The sequence below is a fragment of the Halosimplex yunnanense genome (assembly GCF_054504345.1).
Map to the genome: position 1 here is coordinate 52,123 of NZ_JBTJEL010000036.1, position 15,328 is coordinate 67,450.

Annotated in this window: 14 protein-coding genes, 1 tRNA gene and 1 pseudogene; 12 read left to right on the forward strand and 4 right to left on the reverse strand. The window is 67.2% G+C overall.

Annotated elements, in window-relative coordinates:
• Nucleotides 1–252 precede the first annotated feature (252 nt).
• From ilvB to AB2U09_RS16415, 7 genes and pseudogenes are all read left to right on the forward strand, one after another.
• Nucleotides 253–2,088 (forward strand): biosynthetic-type acetolactate synthase large subunit, encoded by a 1,836-nt coding sequence (gene ilvB, locus AB2U09_RS16385; RefSeq protein WP_459193812.1) that lies wholly within the window; start codon nucleotides 253–255, stop codon nucleotides 2,086–2,088.
• Between the two features lie 21 nt (nucleotides 2,089–2,109).
• Complete coding sequence (ilvN, locus tag AB2U09_RS16390; protein WP_459193813.1) at nucleotides 2,110–2,766, forward strand: acetolactate synthase small subunit; 657 nt, start codon at nucleotides 2,110–2,112, stop codon at nucleotides 2,764–2,766.
• Nucleotides 2,759–3,785, forward strand: a pseudogene (gene ilvC / locus AB2U09_RS16395) (ketol-acid reductoisomerase); the annotation flags it as partial. The gene ilvN and the pseudogene ilvC, both read left to right, overlap by 8 nt.
• On the forward strand, nucleotides 3,774–4,070 hold the full coding sequence (locus tag AB2U09_RS16400; RefSeq protein WP_459194272.1) for a DUF7989 family protein: 297 nt from the start codon (nucleotides 3,774–3,776) through the stop codon (nucleotides 4,068–4,070). The pseudogene ilvC and the gene AB2U09_RS16400, both read left to right, overlap by 12 nt.
• Nucleotides 4,067–5,488, forward strand: a complete 1,422-nt coding sequence (gene leuC, locus AB2U09_RS16405) for a 3-isopropylmalate dehydratase large subunit (RefSeq protein ID WP_459193814.1) — start codon at nucleotides 4,067–4,069, stop codon at nucleotides 5,486–5,488. Before AB2U09_RS16400 ends, leuC begins: the two co-directional genes overlap by 4 nt.
• Complete coding sequence (leuD, locus tag AB2U09_RS16410) at nucleotides 5,485–6,108, forward strand: 3-isopropylmalate dehydratase small subunit (protein ID WP_459193815.1); 624 nt, start codon at nucleotides 5,485–5,487, stop codon at nucleotides 6,106–6,108. The genes leuC and leuD overlap by 4 nt, the downstream gene beginning before the upstream one ends.
• 130 nt (nucleotides 6,109–6,238) lie before the next feature.
• Nucleotides 6,239–7,066 carry an outer membrane protein assembly factor BamB family protein gene (locus AB2U09_RS16415; protein WP_459193816.1) on the forward strand — a complete coding sequence of 276 codons (828 nt, stop codon included), beginning with the start codon at nucleotides 6,239–6,241 and terminating at the stop codon, nucleotides 7,064–7,066.
• Nucleotides 7,067–7,112: 46 nt separating this feature from the next.
• On the opposite strand, the gene AB2U09_RS16420 is transcribed toward AB2U09_RS16415, so the two are convergent.
• Together AB2U09_RS16420 and AB2U09_RS16425 are read right to left on the reverse strand one after the other, a co-directional pair.
• On the reverse strand, nucleotides 7,113–9,026 hold the full coding sequence (locus AB2U09_RS16420) for a HEAT repeat domain-containing protein (protein WP_459193817.1): 1,914 nt from the start codon (nucleotides 9,024–9,026) through the stop codon (nucleotides 7,113–7,115).
• An 87-nt stretch (nucleotides 9,027–9,113) separates the two neighbouring features.
• On the reverse strand, nucleotides 9,114–9,989 hold the full coding sequence (locus tag AB2U09_RS16425; protein WP_459193818.1) for a hypothetical protein: 876 nt from the start codon (nucleotides 9,987–9,989) through the stop codon (nucleotides 9,114–9,116).
• Nucleotides 9,990–10,241: 252 nt separating this feature from the next.
• Here AB2U09_RS16425 and AB2U09_RS16430 point away from each other — a divergent pair, with 252 nt between their 5' ends.
• The 3 genes from AB2U09_RS16430 to AB2U09_RS16440 all read left to right on the forward strand — a co-directional run bounded on the left by AB2U09_RS16430 (nucleotide 10,242) and on the right by AB2U09_RS16440 (nucleotide 12,192).
• The gene (locus AB2U09_RS16430) at nucleotides 10,242–10,910 is read left to right on the forward strand and encodes a cyclase family protein (RefSeq protein ID WP_459193819.1); all 669 of its coding nucleotides are present in this window, start codon (nucleotides 10,242–10,244) and stop codon (nucleotides 10,908–10,910) included.
• Between the two features lie 74 nt (nucleotides 10,911–10,984).
• The gene (locus AB2U09_RS16435) at nucleotides 10,985–11,965 is read left to right on the forward strand and encodes an isocitrate/isopropylmalate dehydrogenase family protein (RefSeq protein ID WP_459193820.1); all 981 of its coding nucleotides are present in this window, start codon (nucleotides 10,985–10,987) and stop codon (nucleotides 11,963–11,965) included.
• 86 nt (nucleotides 11,966–12,051) lie between these two features.
• On the forward strand, nucleotides 12,052–12,192 hold the full coding sequence (locus tag AB2U09_RS16440) for a DUF7557 family protein (RefSeq protein ID WP_459193821.1): 141 nt from the start codon (nucleotides 12,052–12,054) through the stop codon (nucleotides 12,190–12,192).
• A 48-nt stretch (nucleotides 12,193–12,240) separates the two neighbouring features.
• On the opposite strand, the gene AB2U09_RS16445 is transcribed toward AB2U09_RS16440, so the two are convergent.
• Nucleotides 12,241–12,690 (reverse strand): DUF5799 family protein, encoded by a 450-nt coding sequence (locus AB2U09_RS16445; protein WP_459193822.1) that lies wholly within the window; start codon nucleotides 12,688–12,690, stop codon nucleotides 12,241–12,243.
• 179 nt (nucleotides 12,691–12,869) lie between these two features.
• Here AB2U09_RS16445 and AB2U09_RS16450 point away from each other — a divergent pair, with 179 nt between their 5' ends.
• The gene (locus AB2U09_RS16450) at nucleotides 12,870–13,388 is read left to right on the forward strand and encodes a GrpB family protein (protein ID WP_459193823.1); all 519 of its coding nucleotides are present in this window, start codon (nucleotides 12,870–12,872) and stop codon (nucleotides 13,386–13,388) included.
• Nucleotides 13,389–13,472: 84 nt separating this feature from the next.
• On the opposite strand, the gene AB2U09_RS16455 is transcribed toward AB2U09_RS16450, so the two are convergent.
• Complete coding sequence (locus AB2U09_RS16455) at nucleotides 13,473–14,927, reverse strand: DHH family phosphoesterase (RefSeq protein WP_459193824.1); 1,455 nt, start codon at nucleotides 14,925–14,927, stop codon at nucleotides 13,473–13,475.
• A gap of 117 nt (nucleotides 14,928–15,044) precedes the next feature.
• Here AB2U09_RS16455 and AB2U09_RS16460 point away from each other — a divergent pair.
• Nucleotides 15,045–15,118 (forward strand) — tRNA-Lys (locus AB2U09_RS16460).
• Nucleotides 15,119–15,328: the final 210 nt, after the last annotated feature.

Consider the following 15,328-nt stretch of genomic DNA (forward strand, 5'->3'; position numbering starts at 1 on the left):
GGTGTCCCGCCGAGCGGCGACGCCGACGACCGACGCCTGCGTGCGGCCGACTCGGAAAATTTATAGCCGCCGATGTACAGATACTCGTAGTGATGACACGAACCGCTGGTCGGAGCGAGGCAGTCCTCGCACCCAGCGGTACGCTTCTCGTCCGTATTGTAGGGGCGCCCTAGCCCCACCAGTCACAGCTTTCCATTCTCGGCGGACGCATCGGTTCGACGCGAAGCGGAGACCACAGCCACAACACAACATATGAGCGAGCAAACACCGGTGTCGCCACCAGAGGGCGAGACCACAGACGCGGACGAACAGGCCACGAGCGAGACAGCCGACGCCGGCGACGAGCGCGGCGCCACCACGAACGACACCGTGACGACGGGCGCGGAGTCGGTCGTCGCGGCGCTGGAGCAGGCCGGCGCCGAGACCCTCTTCGGGGTCCAGGGCGGGGCGATCATGCCCGTCTACGACGCGCTGTACGACTCGGAGAAACTGACCCACATCACGATGGCCCACGAGCAGGGTGCCTCCCACGCCGCGGACGCCTACGGGATCGTCTCCGGCAAGCCGGGCGTCTGCCTGGCGACTTCCGGGCCGGGCGCGACCAACCTCGTGACGGGGCTGGCCGACGCCTCGATGGACTCCGACCCGGTCATCGCGCTGACGGGCCAGGTCTCGACCGAGATGGTCGGCAACGACGCCTTCCAGGAGACCGACACCGTCGGCGTGACCCAGCCGGTCACCAAGCACAGCTACTTCGCCGACGACGCCGACACCGTCGGCACCGAGGTCGGCGAGGCGTTCGCGCTCGCCGACCAGGGCCGGCAGGGGCCGACGCTGGTCGACCTGCCGAAGGACGTCACCCAGGACGAGACCGAGTCGTTCCCGGGCAAGGCGGAGACGCCCGACACCTACAACCCGCCGACGACCGCCGACGAGGACGCCGTCGATTCGGCCGCGGCGGCGCTCGCCGACGCCGAGCGACCGGTCATCCTCTCGGGCGGTGGCGTGATCAAGGCCGAGGCCAGCGACGAACTCCGGCAGTTCGCCAAAGAGTACGAGATCCCGGTCATCACGACGATGCCCGGCATCGGCTCGTTCCCCGAGGATCACGAGCTGAGCCTCGAGTGGGCCGGGATGCACGGCACCGGCTACGCCAACATGGCGATCACGAACACCGACTGCATGCTCGCCATCGGGACGCGCTTCGACGACCGCCTGACCGGCGGCGTCGAGACGTTCGCGCCCGACGCCGAACTGATCCACGTGGACATCGACCCGGCCGAGATCAGCAAGAACATCGAGGCCGACCACCCGCTGATCGGCGACGCGAAGCAGGTCCTGCGCCAGCTTGACGACGCGATGCCCGTCGCCTACGAGGCGATGGACACCTCCCCCGAGGCCTACGCCGAGTGGCGCGAGCAGTGCGCCGAGTGGAAAGACGAGTACGAGATGACCTACGACATGCCGGAGGACGAGCCGCTCAAGCCACAGTACGTGGTCGAGCGGTTCTCCGAACTGGCCGACGACGACGCCATCGTCACGACCGGCGTCGGGCAACACCAGATGTGGGCCAGCCAGTTCTGGACGTACACCGAGCCCCGCACGTGGGTCTCCAGCCACGGACTGGGCACGATGGGCTACGGCGTCCCCTCGGCCATCGGCGCGAAGATCGCCGCGCCCGACCAGGAGGTCGTCTGCTTCGACGGCGACGGCTCCTTCCTGATGACGGTGCAGGAACTCTCCGTGGCCGTTCGCGAGGACCTGGACATCACGTACGTCGTCCTGAACAACGAGGCGGTCGGCATGGTCCGCCAGTGGCAGGACGGCTTCTACGAGGGTCGCCGGATGGCCTCGGAGTACCCGTGGATCCCGCAGTTCGACATGCTCGCCGAGGCGTTCGGCGCTCGCGGGTTCCGCCTGGAGGACTACGACTCGGTCGACGAGGTCATCGAGGAGGCCCGCAGCTACGACGGTCCCGCGGTGATCGACGCGATCATCGACCCCGCGGAGAACGTCTACCCGATGGTCCCCAGCGGCGGGGACAACGGCCTGTTCGCACTGAACGGCGACCAGCTGGGAGACATCTGAAATGACGACGGAGGAACACCGATGACACAAGGCATGGAGGGCCCGCACCCGGACGATCGCATGCGTCCGGAGGGCCGACGGAACTCGCAGGGAATTCGCATCGACCCGGAAGCCGAAGCCACCCACCAGCCGCGCAAGGCGGTGCTGTCGACGCTGGTGAAACACGAGCCCGGCGTCCTCGCCGAGGTTTCCGGACTCTTCAGCCGCCGGCAGTTCAACATCGAGAGCCTGACGGTCGGCGCCACGGACGACGACGAGATCGCCCGGATGACCATCGTCATCGAGGAGCCCGAACCGGGCGTCGACCAGGCGAAAAAGCAGCTGAAGAAGCTCGTGCCGGTGGTCTCGGTCGAGGAACTCGAACCCGAGGCCGTCCAGCGCGAACTCGTGCTCGTGAAGGTCGACGGCGAGAAGCCAGACGACGTGAACGCGGTCGCGGACATGTACGACGGCAACGTCGTCGACGCCTCGCCGGAGACCATCACGGTGGAGGTCACCGGCAGCCAGCAGAAGATCGAGGCGGCCATCGCGGCGTTCGACCAGTTCGACGTCCAAGAGGTCGTCCGGACTGGCGCCGCGGCCGTCGAGCGCGGCGCGGACGTCCTGGAAGACGAGCGACGGAAAACGACGAAGGTATCAAACACCGCTGAGACTGCGGAGACAGCTACAGATGACTGACGAATTCACAGTTCCCGTTTACGACGACGGCGACGCCGACGAATCGTACATCGAAGACAAGACCGTGGCCATCCTCGGCTACGGCAGCCAGGGCCACGCGCAGGCCCAGAACCTCGCCGACAGCGGGGTCGGCGTGATCGTCGGCCTCCGCGAGGGGTCGGCCTCCCGCGAGGAGGCCGAGGCCGACGGCCTGCGCGTCGAGGTGCCGGACGACGCCGTCGCCGAGGCGGACATCACCGTGATGCTCGTCCCGGACACCGTCCAGCCGGCCGTCTTCGAGGCCGTCGAGGACGGTCTGGAGGAGGGCGACACGCTGCAGTTCGCCCACGGGTTCAACATCCACTACGGCCAGATCGAGCCCCCGGAGGGCGTCGACGTGACGATGGTCGCCCCCAAGAGCCCCGGCCACCTCGTCCGCCGCACGTACAAGCGCGGCGAGGGCACCCCGGGCCTCATCGCCATCGAGCAGGACGCGACCGGCGCCGCCAAGGAGGAGGCGCTGGCCTACGCGCAGGCCATCGGCTGCGCCCGCGCGGGCGTCATCGAGACGAGCTTCCAGGAAGAGGTCGAGACCGACCTGTTCGGCGAGCAGGCCGTCCTCTGTGGCGGCGTCACCGAGATGGTCAAGGCCGGCTTCGAGACGCTGGTCGACGCGGGCTACGCTCCCGAGATGGCCTACTTCGAGTGCCTGAACGAGCTGAAGCTCATTGTCGACCTCATGTACGAGGGCGGCCACATGGGCATGTGGAACTCCGTCTCCGACACCGCCGAGTACGGCGGACTCACCCGCGGCGAGGAGATCATCGACCGCGACGGCTTCGACGAGATCCTCAAAGGCGTCCAGAACGGGGAGTTCGCCCGCGAGTGGATCAACGAGAACCAGGCGCATCGGCCCGCGTACAAGCAGTACCGCGACGCGGAAGCCAACCACCAGATCGAGGAAGTCGGCGGACGCCTGCGCGAGCTGTTCGCGTGGGCCGACGAGGAGTAGCGAGCGCACCAGACAGATGACAGACGACACGACACACACGACCGAACCCACGACGGAGACCGTCGGCGACGCGGCCCCGAAGGCGACGATGGCCGAGTTCAGCCACACTAACCCCCACACCGGGAAGGCCTTCGGCGACGACTTCGCCTTCCAGCGGGGGCCGGCGGTGGCCGCCGACGGAGGCCGCGCGGACGCGACGGACGAGGGCGAACAGACGATGCGAGACGTCGATCACGAACACCCCGAAGCGGACGCGGAGGACGCCAATCGCGTCTTCCAGCGGGGTTCCGAAGGGCGAGACGGATCAGTATGAGTCAGGGCACACTGTACGACAAGGTCTGGGACCGGCACAAGGTAACGACGCTGCCGAACGGGCAGGATCAGCTGTTCGTCGGGCTGCACCTCATCCACGAGGTCACGAGCCCGCAGGCGTTCGGCATGCTCCAGGAGCGGGACCTCGAAGTCGCCCGGCCCGACCTGACGCTGGCGACGGTCGACCACATCGTCCCCACGGCCGACCAGTCTCGCCCCTACGGCGACGACGCGGCCGAGAACATGATGTCGGAACTCGAGGAGAACGTCCGCGACGCGGGCATCCAGTTCCTCGATCCGACCAGCGGCGAGCAGGGCATCGTCCACGTCGTCGGCCCGGAGCAGGGGCTGACCCAGCCCGGCAAGACAATCGTCTGTGGCGACTCTCACACGTCGACCCACGGCGCGTTCGGCGCGCTCGCGTTCGGTATCGGGACCAGCCAGATCCGCGACGTACTGGCGACCCAGACCATCGCGATGGAGAAGCAGAAGGTCCGCAAGATCCAGGTCGACGGCGAACTCGGCGAGGGCGTCGAGGCGAAGGACATCATTCTGGAGATCATCCGCCGGCTGGGCACCGAGGGCGGCGTCGGCTACGTCTACGAGTACGCCGGCGAGGCCATCGAGAACCTCGACATGGAAGGGCGGATGTCCATCTGTAACATGTCCATCGAGGGCGGCGCTCGCGCGGGCTACGTCAACCCCGACGAGACCACCTACGAGTGGCTGGAGCAGACGGACTACTTCCAGGAGCACCCCGAGAAGTTCGACGAGCTGAAGCCGTACTGGGAGTCCATCCGCAGCGACGATACGGCCGAGTACGACGACGTGGTCCGCATCGACGCGAGCGAGCTGGACCCGGTCGTCACCTGGGGCACCACGCCCGGGCAGGGCATCGGCATCCACGACCCCATCCCGGCGCCGGAGGACCTGGCCGACGACAAGGTCGACACGGCCCGTCGCGCCCAGGAACACATGCGCGTCGAGCCCGGCGAGACGATGGACGGCTACGATATCGACGTGGCCTTCCTCGGTTCCTGTACGAACGCCCGCCTGCCGGACCTGCGCCGCGCGGCCCGCATCGTGAAGGGTCGCGAGGTCGACGACGACGTGCGTGCGTTCGTCGTCCCCGGCAGCCAGCGCGTCCAGAAACAGGCCGAGGAGGAAGGCCTGAAGGACATCTTCGAGGACGCCGGCTTCGACTGGCGCAACGCCGGCTGTTCGATGTGTCTCGGCATGAACGAGGACCAACTGGAGGGCGACGAGGCGTGTGCCTCGTCCTCGAACCGGAACTTCGTCGGCCGCCAGGGCTCCAAGGACGGGCGCACCGTCCTGATGAACCCGCGGATGGTCGCCGCGGCGGCGATCACCGGCGAGGTCTCTGACGTGCGCGACCTGGAGGAGGTGGCCGTCCAATGAGCGACCCGACAGAGGACATCCCGTCGGTCGACTACGTGGAGGGGACGGGCATCCCGATCCGCGGCAACGACATCGACACCGACCAGATCATCCCGGCGCGGTTCATGAAGGTCGTCACCTTCGACGGCCTGGGCCAGTTCTCCTTCTTTGACCTGCGGTTCGACGACGACGACAACGAGAAGGACCACCCGTTCAACGAGGAGCGCTTCCAGGACGCCAACGTCATGGTTGTCAACAACAACTTCGGCTGCGGCTCCTCCCGGGAGCACGCCCCGCAGGCGCTCATGCGCTGGGGCATCGATGCCATCATCGGCGAGGGCTTCGCGGAGATCTTCGCGGGCAACTGCCTCGCGCTCGGCATCCCGACCGTCACCGCCGACCACGAGACGATCAACGCCCTCCAGCAGTGGGTCGACGACAACCCCGACGGCGACATCGAGGTCGACGTGCGCGCCGAGACGGTGACCTACGGCGACAACGAGATCAACGTCAGCGTCGACCGCGCCCAGCGCGAGGCCCTCGTCGAGGGCAACTGGGACACCACCGCGCTGATGAAGGCCAACCAGAACGCGATCGCCGAGACCGCCGACTCGCTGCCGTACCTCGAGAGCGCGGACTGACGGCAGTCCTCCGCGTCTATTCGTTCGACACCGGATCCCCGAGTCGCTGTATTCGATGTTCCCGGGCACCGGTTCCCCCAAAATGACTATCTAGCGGAACTTTCAAACGACTCGTAGCCGTGGGACCGCCATGAAACGCGCCGGCGAACCGACGTGGGAGGATTTCGACGGCGGGCTGTCGGATCTGGGCGAGCGACGGGTCGCCCGGGCGGACAACGGCCGCTTCTACGAGTTCGATACCGAGACGGGGGAGCCCGTGGAGTCGTGGGGTCCCAGGGAGTTCCGGGTCGGTGGTCGGATCGTCGAGTTCTCGACCGCCGTGGAGAGGGTAGTTGCGGTCGACGGAGTCACGGTGATCAAGACTGCCGGACCCGAGGCGTCGTCCACCTCGCGCGGCGACTCGTGTCACCTGTGGGGGTTCGACGCCGAGGGGACCGAACTGTGGCGACGACTGGACACCGTCTACAGGTGGGGACTGAAGCTCCGGGACGGGAGTTGCTGCCTGTTCGTCTGGGACACGCCGGTCCGCGCCACTCACCAGTATCTCCGTCTCGACGAGCGGACGGGGAAGATCGTCGGCGCCTTCGCCGGACCGGCAGGGACGGTGAAACAGCACATCGACTTCGAGATGGTCGACGAGCCGACAGTGTACCCCTCCGGTCGGAACTGTGTCGTCCTCGACGCCGACGGGAGTCAGCTGTGGCGTCGCTCCTTCGACGAAGCCGTCAACGAGTACGCGCGAGGTACCCGCGACGACGGCCGGGCAGTCACGGTGCTCCGGACCCGGGGTGGAACCCTCCACTGTGTCGCCGACGACGGCACCGACTGCTGGTCGCGGACGGTCGACGGGTGCTGGGAACTGGCGGCCGAAGACGACCCGCGCCTGGTGCCAGCGGACGAAGAGGGGGGTCCATCACGGGCTCTCGACCTCGAAACCGGCAGTCTGGCCACCGAGTGACTCGATGTCCACGACCGATTCTCCGCCGGCACTGGCGCCGGGACGGCTACGGCGAGCGCCGTTCGATCGCCCGTATCGCTTCGCGCGCCATGTTTCTGGTCGCCCGGTCGGGCGTCGCGTCCGCGAGTTCACGCAGGCGGTCGAGCGCCCGGACGTCGCCGGCATCCCGTAGTGCGCCGACCGCTCGCCGGCGAACGCTCTGACGGTCGTCGCCGAGCAAGTCGACGAGGACCTCGATCGATTCGGGAGTGCCGAGTTGCTCGAGTACCTCGACTAGCCACCTGTCGACGTCCTCGTCGTCTCCGAGCGCGTCGACGACGGCGTCGAGATGTGGCGTCACCGTCTGGGGTTTGTGTTCGGCGTAGTCGGCCAGCAGACGTGCGGCGGAGCGGCGGACCAGCGCGCTCTCGTCGGCGAGCATGTTCGCCAGCGAGTCGGTCGACGTCGGGGGAGCGATGAGACTGACAGCGCGTGCAACCGCCCGTCTGACCTCGGGCGACGGGTCCGTCGACGCCCGGTTCAGCGCTTCTATCGCTCGCTCGTCGAGAAACCCCACGGCGAGTCGGACGCCGATCGCCCGGACCGACGGGTCCTCGTCCTCGAGCGCCCGGTGGACGGTCGACTCGTGGCGTTCGACCGCGTCGAAGAGTCCGTCTCGCTTCCGCCGCCCGATCGATCCGTAGCTCTTCCCTTTCGGTGGAGTCGGAAACTCGCCGGCGGCCGTCTTCCTGACGTCCGGATCCCCGTCGACGAGCGCGTCGAACAGCAGGTCGAGCGCGTACGGAACGTGGTCCTCGTCGGCGAAATCGGCGGCGGCCGCGACCGTCGCCTCGCGGACGGTCCGGTCGGAGCTGTCTTCGAATACGTCGCGATACGTGTCCACGGCCGCCGAGGCGTGTGTCTCACCGGCGAGCGTCCCCAGCGACCGGATCGCGGTGATCTGCAGGTCGACGTCGTCGCTGTCGAGCGCCATGGACCGGACCAGCGCGATGGCGTCCGAGTCGACGGGATCCGACGCCTTGCCCGCGCGTCTGAGTCCGTCGACGGCCAGCGCACGGACTGATGCCGATTCGTCGTCGAGTCGGCGCGCGAGGTGGGACGCCACGTCGACGTCGGCATTCCCGCGGGCCCCGTACCAGAGCGCCCAGGTCGCCTCGCGGCGGACGACCTCGCGCTCGTCGTCGAGCACCGTCGCGAGAGCGTCGACCGTTCGCTCCGAGTCGTCCCACAACCCCTCGCGAACGTCTTCGCGGTCCCAGATCCCGAGGTGGTCGAGCAATGCCACCGGCCCGCCGGACGCCTCGGACGCCGGCGCCGAGAACTGGACGGGTCCCTCCTCGAACGACGGACGCGTGTATCCGGGTTCGCGGTCGTTGTAGTCGCTGTAGGTCCCGATCGACTGTCGCGACGGTGTCCGTCCGGCCCCACGGATGGCGCTCTGGACCGGTTCGATCCGATCGCTGTCGGTGGAGAGTGCACTCACGAGCGTGACTCGCCCGTCGTTGTCCTCGCGAATCGCTAGCGCGGGCGCCGCTGTGAGAGTCTCACGATCGATCCTGTCGACGGTCTCGCTGTCGAAGTACGCCACCGCGCCCACGGTGTGCGGGTCGGTCGCCGTGACCGTTCGCTCGTCCGGCCCTCTGGGCCTGTAGCCGGGGCGGGATGTCCCCCACGCCAGACCGCCCGCGTCGAACGCTCGCTCGAAGAGTGTGACCGCGCGGAGCCAGTCGATCCGCGTCAACGGGTCGGCTCGCAGCCTGAGATCGTGGCCGTCGGCTTCCGGCAGGACCGCTCTGACGCGCCCGAGTGCAGGGTGGCGCTCGGAGAGAAACCGATCGCGGCCGGGGCGCCACGTGACCGACTCGTCCGGCGTCAGTCCCGCTTCGGCGAACACCGCGCGTACGGCGTCGAATTCGACCGACTCGCCCCGACAGCGGACGACCAGCGGCTCGACGTCCATAGGACCCCGTGTGCTGTCCGGCAAAAAAGGATACCTGTTCGACACGTTCCGTCGGTTCCGAGGGTCCCGGCGAACCCGCCGAGGGGGTCAGTCGTCGACCGCGTGCGACCCGTGCGAGCGGCCTGTGGCTCCCGGAGAGTCTGACAGGAGCGCATCGGCGTCGCCGCCGAGCGCCGGCGGCAGTTCGCCGTCCATCGCGTACCGGAACAGCGCCGTCTTGACGACGCCGTCGACGGTGAACTGGACGGTGATCGCGGTGACGATCGCGGCGACCGGGAGGATTACCGGGAGCGTGAACGCGCCGAGCGGCGGGAGTTCGATAGCGAACTCGCCGAGGAACGCCAGGACCGCCAGTGCGATGGCGGCGAGCATCCCGGTCCAGAAGATCACCATCCCGACCGCCCGCGTGCCGACCGTGGCGACGATCGACTTGCCCCACTGGTCCTCGACGCCCGCCTTCACCTTCGCGAACGTCTCCTTCAGCGCCCCGTCGCTCGTCGCGATGGCGGGGAACGCGAACACGCCGGCGATCTTGAGCCCCCAGCGGCTTCCCACGCCGAGCGCGTCGCCGAAGGGGATCGAGTCGCCGACGTAGTGCGTCGCCATCCCGCCGACCCCGATCACGAGGCCGCCGAGGACGACCATCTTGATCCGTCCGGCCGCACGACGGAGGCCGGACGCGAAGCCCGGCGACCGCCCCTCGAACAGTTCGTTCACTTCGTAGCAGTACGCGACCATCAGGAACGCGAACAGGAGCGGGAACCCGACGACGTAGGCCACGACGCCCAGCTTGCCGAGCGTCGGGTCCACGAGGAAGCCCCCGCCGACGAACACTATCGGCATCCCGAGTCCGAACACCACCGCGAGGATCGGGTAGATGAACACCTGCGGCGCCGAGAGAAGGACTCGCAACGCCCTGCCGGCCACCGAGAGCTGCTTGCCGATGCCGCTCAGCAGCCCCATCGCCGGCTCCCCCCGGTTCGAGCTTCGTCGGTCATTCGACCGCCCCGTTCCCCTCGCGGCTCTGGACGTTCGTCTCGTGCCCATGCGCGTTCGTCTTCCCCCGCCCGCGGGCTGTTACACCGTTTACCCATGGTTGCGGTGATATAACCACACCCACATTACATTTTCGCACGATACGACGGAGTAGTTGCGCGGTGCGTGCCAGCATTCGGGAGCCCAACGGCTATCACCGCAGGGGACGCAACCACACGTGTGCAGCCCGTCGATCTCACTCACGCGATCGAGTCGGAGATGCCGGTGTATCCGGGAACGCAACCGATCCGCGTCGAACCCGCCGCGACGCGCGACCGCGACGGATACCGGACGACGCGCCTCGATTTAGACACTCACACCGGCACGCACGTCGACGCGCCCGCGCACCTCGTAGACGGGCCATCGCTCGACGAGTTCCCGCCGGAGCGGTTCCGGTTTTCCGCTGCATGCGCCGATCTCCGTCCGCTCGAACCCAGGGAATCGGTGGGTGTCGACGCACTCCGGGATGCGCTCACCGTCGATCCGGCGACGGTTGATCTCGTCGCTGTCGTTACGGGCTGGGATCGCCACTGGGGGAGCGAGCAATACTTCGACCACCCGTATCTCACCGCAGAGGCGGCGGCCTGGCTCGCCGACCGCGGCTGTGACCTCGGGGTCGATACCGTCAACCCGGACCCGACGCCGACCGAAGATGCCGACGACGACGAACCGGAGGGGTTCCCGGTCCACGAAGCGCTGTTCGAGGAAGAGCGCCTGATCGTGGAGAACCTACGCGGGCTGGATCGGCCGCCCGAGCGCTTCGAACTGCACGCCTATCCGCTCCGGTTCGCCAACGCCGACGCGTCGCCGGTTCGAGCGGTCGCGTACGCGAGTGACTCCGGGGACTGACCGGCGAGCGCCGAGCGGTGCGGTCGCTGCCACACATCGACACGCTCTTTTCGACACCGGCGGGAGATTGCGTCATGACTCACGAGATCGCCGTGATCCCCGGCGACGGGATCGGGCAGGAAGTGACGCCGGCGGCAGTCGAGGTCCTCGAAGCGATCGACGTCGACTTCGACTTCGTCGAGGGTGAGGCCGGCGACGCCGTGAAAGCGGAGACTGGCGAAGCGCTCCCCACCGAAACTCGCGAACTCGCCGCCGACGCCGACGCGACGCTGTTCGGCGCAGCCGGCGAGACGGCCGCCGACGTAATCCTCCCGCTCCGGGACGTCGTCGGCTCGTTCGCCAACGTCCGACCGGCCCGCTCGTACCCCGGTCTCGACGCCGTCCAGCCCGACACCGACCTCGTGTTCATCCGCGAGAACACCGAAGGCGTCTACTCGGGTATCGAGGCGGAGATCGACGACGGCGTCCGCACGCTGACCCGCGTGATCACCGAGGACGCCTCCCGCGAGATCGCCGAGTTCGGCTTCCGCTACGCGAAGCGCAACGGCTTCGACGACGTGACCATCGCGCACAAGGCCAACGTCATGCGCGAGACGGACGGCCTGTTCCTCGAGACCGCCGAGGAAGTCGGCGACTCCTTCGACATCGACTACGATACGGCGCTGATGGACGCGCTCGCGATGCACCTCGTCATGCATCCCGAGGACTACGGCGTGGTCATCTGCCCGAACCTCGCGGGCGACATGCTCTCGGACCTGGCCGCGGGCCTCGTCGGCGGCCTCGGCCTGCTCCCGAGCGCGAACGTCGGCGAGGAGAACGCGCTGTTCGAGCCGGTCCACGGCTCCGCGCCGGACATCGCCGGCGAGGGGATCGCCAACCCCTCCGCGATGATCCTCTCGGCCGCGATGCTACTCGACCACCTGGAATACAACGACGAGGCGGCCGCCGTCCGCGAGGCCGTCGAAGGCGTTCTCGCTGACGGCCCGCGCACCCCGGACCTTGGCGGCGATGCGTCAACCGAAGACGTGACCGAAGCGGTCGTCGACCGGCTCTGAATCACCGCGTTCTCACGTTCGAGCGCCGAACGATCCCCGTTCGGTCCCCGAAATTTGCCTTTCTCAGTACGTCTACTGTCGACTGTATGCCGAAGGTCGAACTCGACGAGGAGACGATCGAGCGGCTAGACACGCTCAAGGTGGACGACGAGTCCGACGACGAACTCGTCACCGAGCTCATCAACATCTACGAGGCCGAAGGACTGACCCGGTTCACGAACGAGTGACGACTGGACGGGTCCCGGAGACGGGCCGCGCCGACCGACGTCCGTCGGTCACTCCCGTGCGAGGACGCACACTTCTTCCCACTTCCCGCGCGCTTCCAGTTTCTCCTGTAGGTCGCCGGCGTACATCTGCGCCATCTCCTCGGCGGCGGCCAGTTGCTCGCGGTCCACGCCGCCGCCACCGCCCAGCCCCAGCGCGTCCTTGACCCCGTCGAGTAGTCCGCCGGAGTCACCGGACTCTCCCCCGCCGCCCTGCGCGGCCATGCCGGCCGCGCGATCCATGTTGTCGAGTTCGGGCACGATGCTCTCGACCTTGCTGGTGTCCGCGACGAGGCGGGCGGTCTCGGGGTCTTCGGGGTTCTCGATCTCGAACTCCACGGCAGTCATGATGAGGCCCCACTGCTGGCGGGAGAAGTTCGAGGCGGCGACCTTCTCGGCGAACTCCTGGTCGACCTGCATCCGCTCCCCGACGATCCGGTCGCTCCAGTCGCTGTCGCTCATGGCTCGTCGTTCGTGTCTCTGATGTATGAGCGTTTTCGCTCGCGTCGCCCGTCGCGACTGTGACGCCGATCCCCCCTCCTCGTGTCCCACTTTCTCGACAGTGGACCGTCGGTTGGCACTCGTCTGTCATCAATCGGTCCCTCCCAAGGCTTATTCTCGCACCGCGATTCCTGGGAGTCGTGGTTGGATTGGAACGGGGGACTGTCGAACTCGAACCGTATCGGGACGAATGGAGAGACCACTACGAAAGAGAGGTACAGCGACTGACCGAGATCGCCGGCGAGTGGTTCCTCGATTTCGAACACATCGGTAGCACTGCTATCGAGGGGATGGTGGCAAAGCCGATCATCGATATCCTCGCCGTCGTCGAGGAGGTAGACGAGGCGAACGACCTCGTCCCGATACTCGAAGAACACGGGTACGAACATCGGCCCGGAGACGTCGAGGGGCGACTCTTTCTCGCAAAGGGACCGCCTACGAACCGAACACACTATCTCTCGATCACCGAGCAAGGGAGCGACTTTTATCGGGAGAAACTCGCCTTCAGGGAGTACCTGCGCGAACACCACGAAGCGGCCGACCAGTACGCCTCCTTGAAGAAGAGATTGGCAGAAGCACACCCCGAGAACAGGGAAAGATACACCGCCGAGAAAGGAGCGTACATTCGGGATATTCTCGACCGAGCGATGGACGGCTAATCGCTGATTCTCCGGCACTGAAACTCCAAAGGGGGAAGCGCTGACGGTGTTCTCACCCGTGACTTTCCGGCCGAGAAAAGACGGTTAGCTTCCGTTGCTCTCGCCGGAGGAGGACTCAACGCCGAGGGCGTCGAAGAGCTTCTTGCGGACGGCTTCCTCGGTGAGCTGCAGGAGCGTCTCGCGGTTGTCTTCGCTGGTCTCGATGCCGGTGAAGATCCCGAGCGGGATCTCGACGGCGGCGTCGGTCGAGTGGCCCTTCGCCTCGCCCATCTCGCCGAAGGCGTCGTCAAGGACCTTCCCGATGTTCATCCGGATGTCCTTCGACCGGGCGGCGAGGTAGATGGTGTCGTCGGCGATGGCGAAGACGGCCGTGGTCGTGATCCCCTCCAAGTTCAGGAGGTGCTGGGCGGCCTGCGCGAGGGCGTCGCGGTCGCGGATGAACCCCGCGTTCGAGACGAGGTGGCTCCCGCTGACCTCGCGGTTGCGGATGGCCTCGGCGAGCACGTCCAGGGTTTCGGGGGACATCGACGGCGACTCGACCTGTTCGAGGGTGTCGTGGTCGGCGAAGGGGTAGAGATAGGCGGCGGCGGTGAGGTCGGCCGGCGTCGTGTCCCGCTTGAAATCCAGCGTTTCGGCGCGGATGCCGTACAGCAGCGCGGTGGCGACCTCCTGGCTGAGGTTGAGGTCGAGTTCCTGGATGTACTTGGTCAGGATGGTCGAAGTGGCCGAGACGTTCGAGCGGACGTCCTCGAAACGTGCGTCGAGGGCCTCGTTCTCGTGTTCGTAGTGGTCGACGAGGATGTCGATGTCCTCGGCGGCTGGCGCGCCGCCCTTCGCGTAGTCGACGAGCGCGACGGTGTCGTAGTCGTCGATGTCCACGTCGTCACGGGAGACGAGGTCGATGCCGAGCAGGTTGACGAACGCTCGGTTCTCCTGGTGGCCGACCTCGCCCTCGTAGATGATGTCCGCCTCCACGTCGCGACTGGCGGCGATGTCGCGCAGCGCGGCCGCGCTCGCGATGGAGTCGGGGTCGGGGCTCCGGTGGACGAGGATGGCCATGCGTCCGCCGGTGTCGTCGATGACCTCGGCGAGGTTGCGGGCCTTGTACTCGAGTTCGCCGGTCTCCAGCGCGCGCAGCGCGGAGTCGGCGATGACGGACGAGGGATTGATCACCACGTCGGCGCCGAGCTCGGTGAGTTCGTCGGCGGAGACGGGGTCCGAGGCGCGTGCGACGATGAAATGGTCGCCGCCGCGCTCGCGGATGTTTCCGACGGCTGCCGAGTTGGCCTCGACGTCGGAGGACATTATCAGGACGACGTCGCAGTCGGCGACCTCGTCGACGACCGACTCGTCGCGGATGTCCGCGACGTTGGCGTCGAGGTCCTGGTCGCGGAGGGCTTCGACGCGACCCTCGTCGCGGTCGATGATCTCGACCTCCTTGCCCTCGCTGACGAGTTCCTCGGCGACCGCGTGGCCCACGCTCCCACACCCGAGGATGGCGTAGCGAGACATCGACGCCATCGTGATGCCGGTACTCATCGTGTCACGTCACAGGGCGACGAGACATATAATTCCCCACATTTTGCCGCGTTCTCGTCCCCGCTCCCGTCCCCGAACAGTAACGTATTTCAATCAACCTCCGTAATTCGAATTCGAGGGCCGGTAGCTCAGTCCGGCAGAGCGTCTGACTCTTAATCAGACGGTCGAGGGTTCAAATCCCTTCCGGCCCGTTTTGTCGTGAACTATCCGCGAGCAGCGCGTAGCGTGTGTTCAGGCCCGTGAGTGTCGACGGGACTGGCAGGATTTGAACTAGAACAGGCGCGCGCGGCAAACCGAGCACGTCCGGGCGGAGGTTCGGACCCCGTTGCCGTCGGACTGTCTCACCAGTCGTAGTTACCGAGCGCCGAAGTGGCTGCAAAATAGTCGAGATCGGCCCCGGG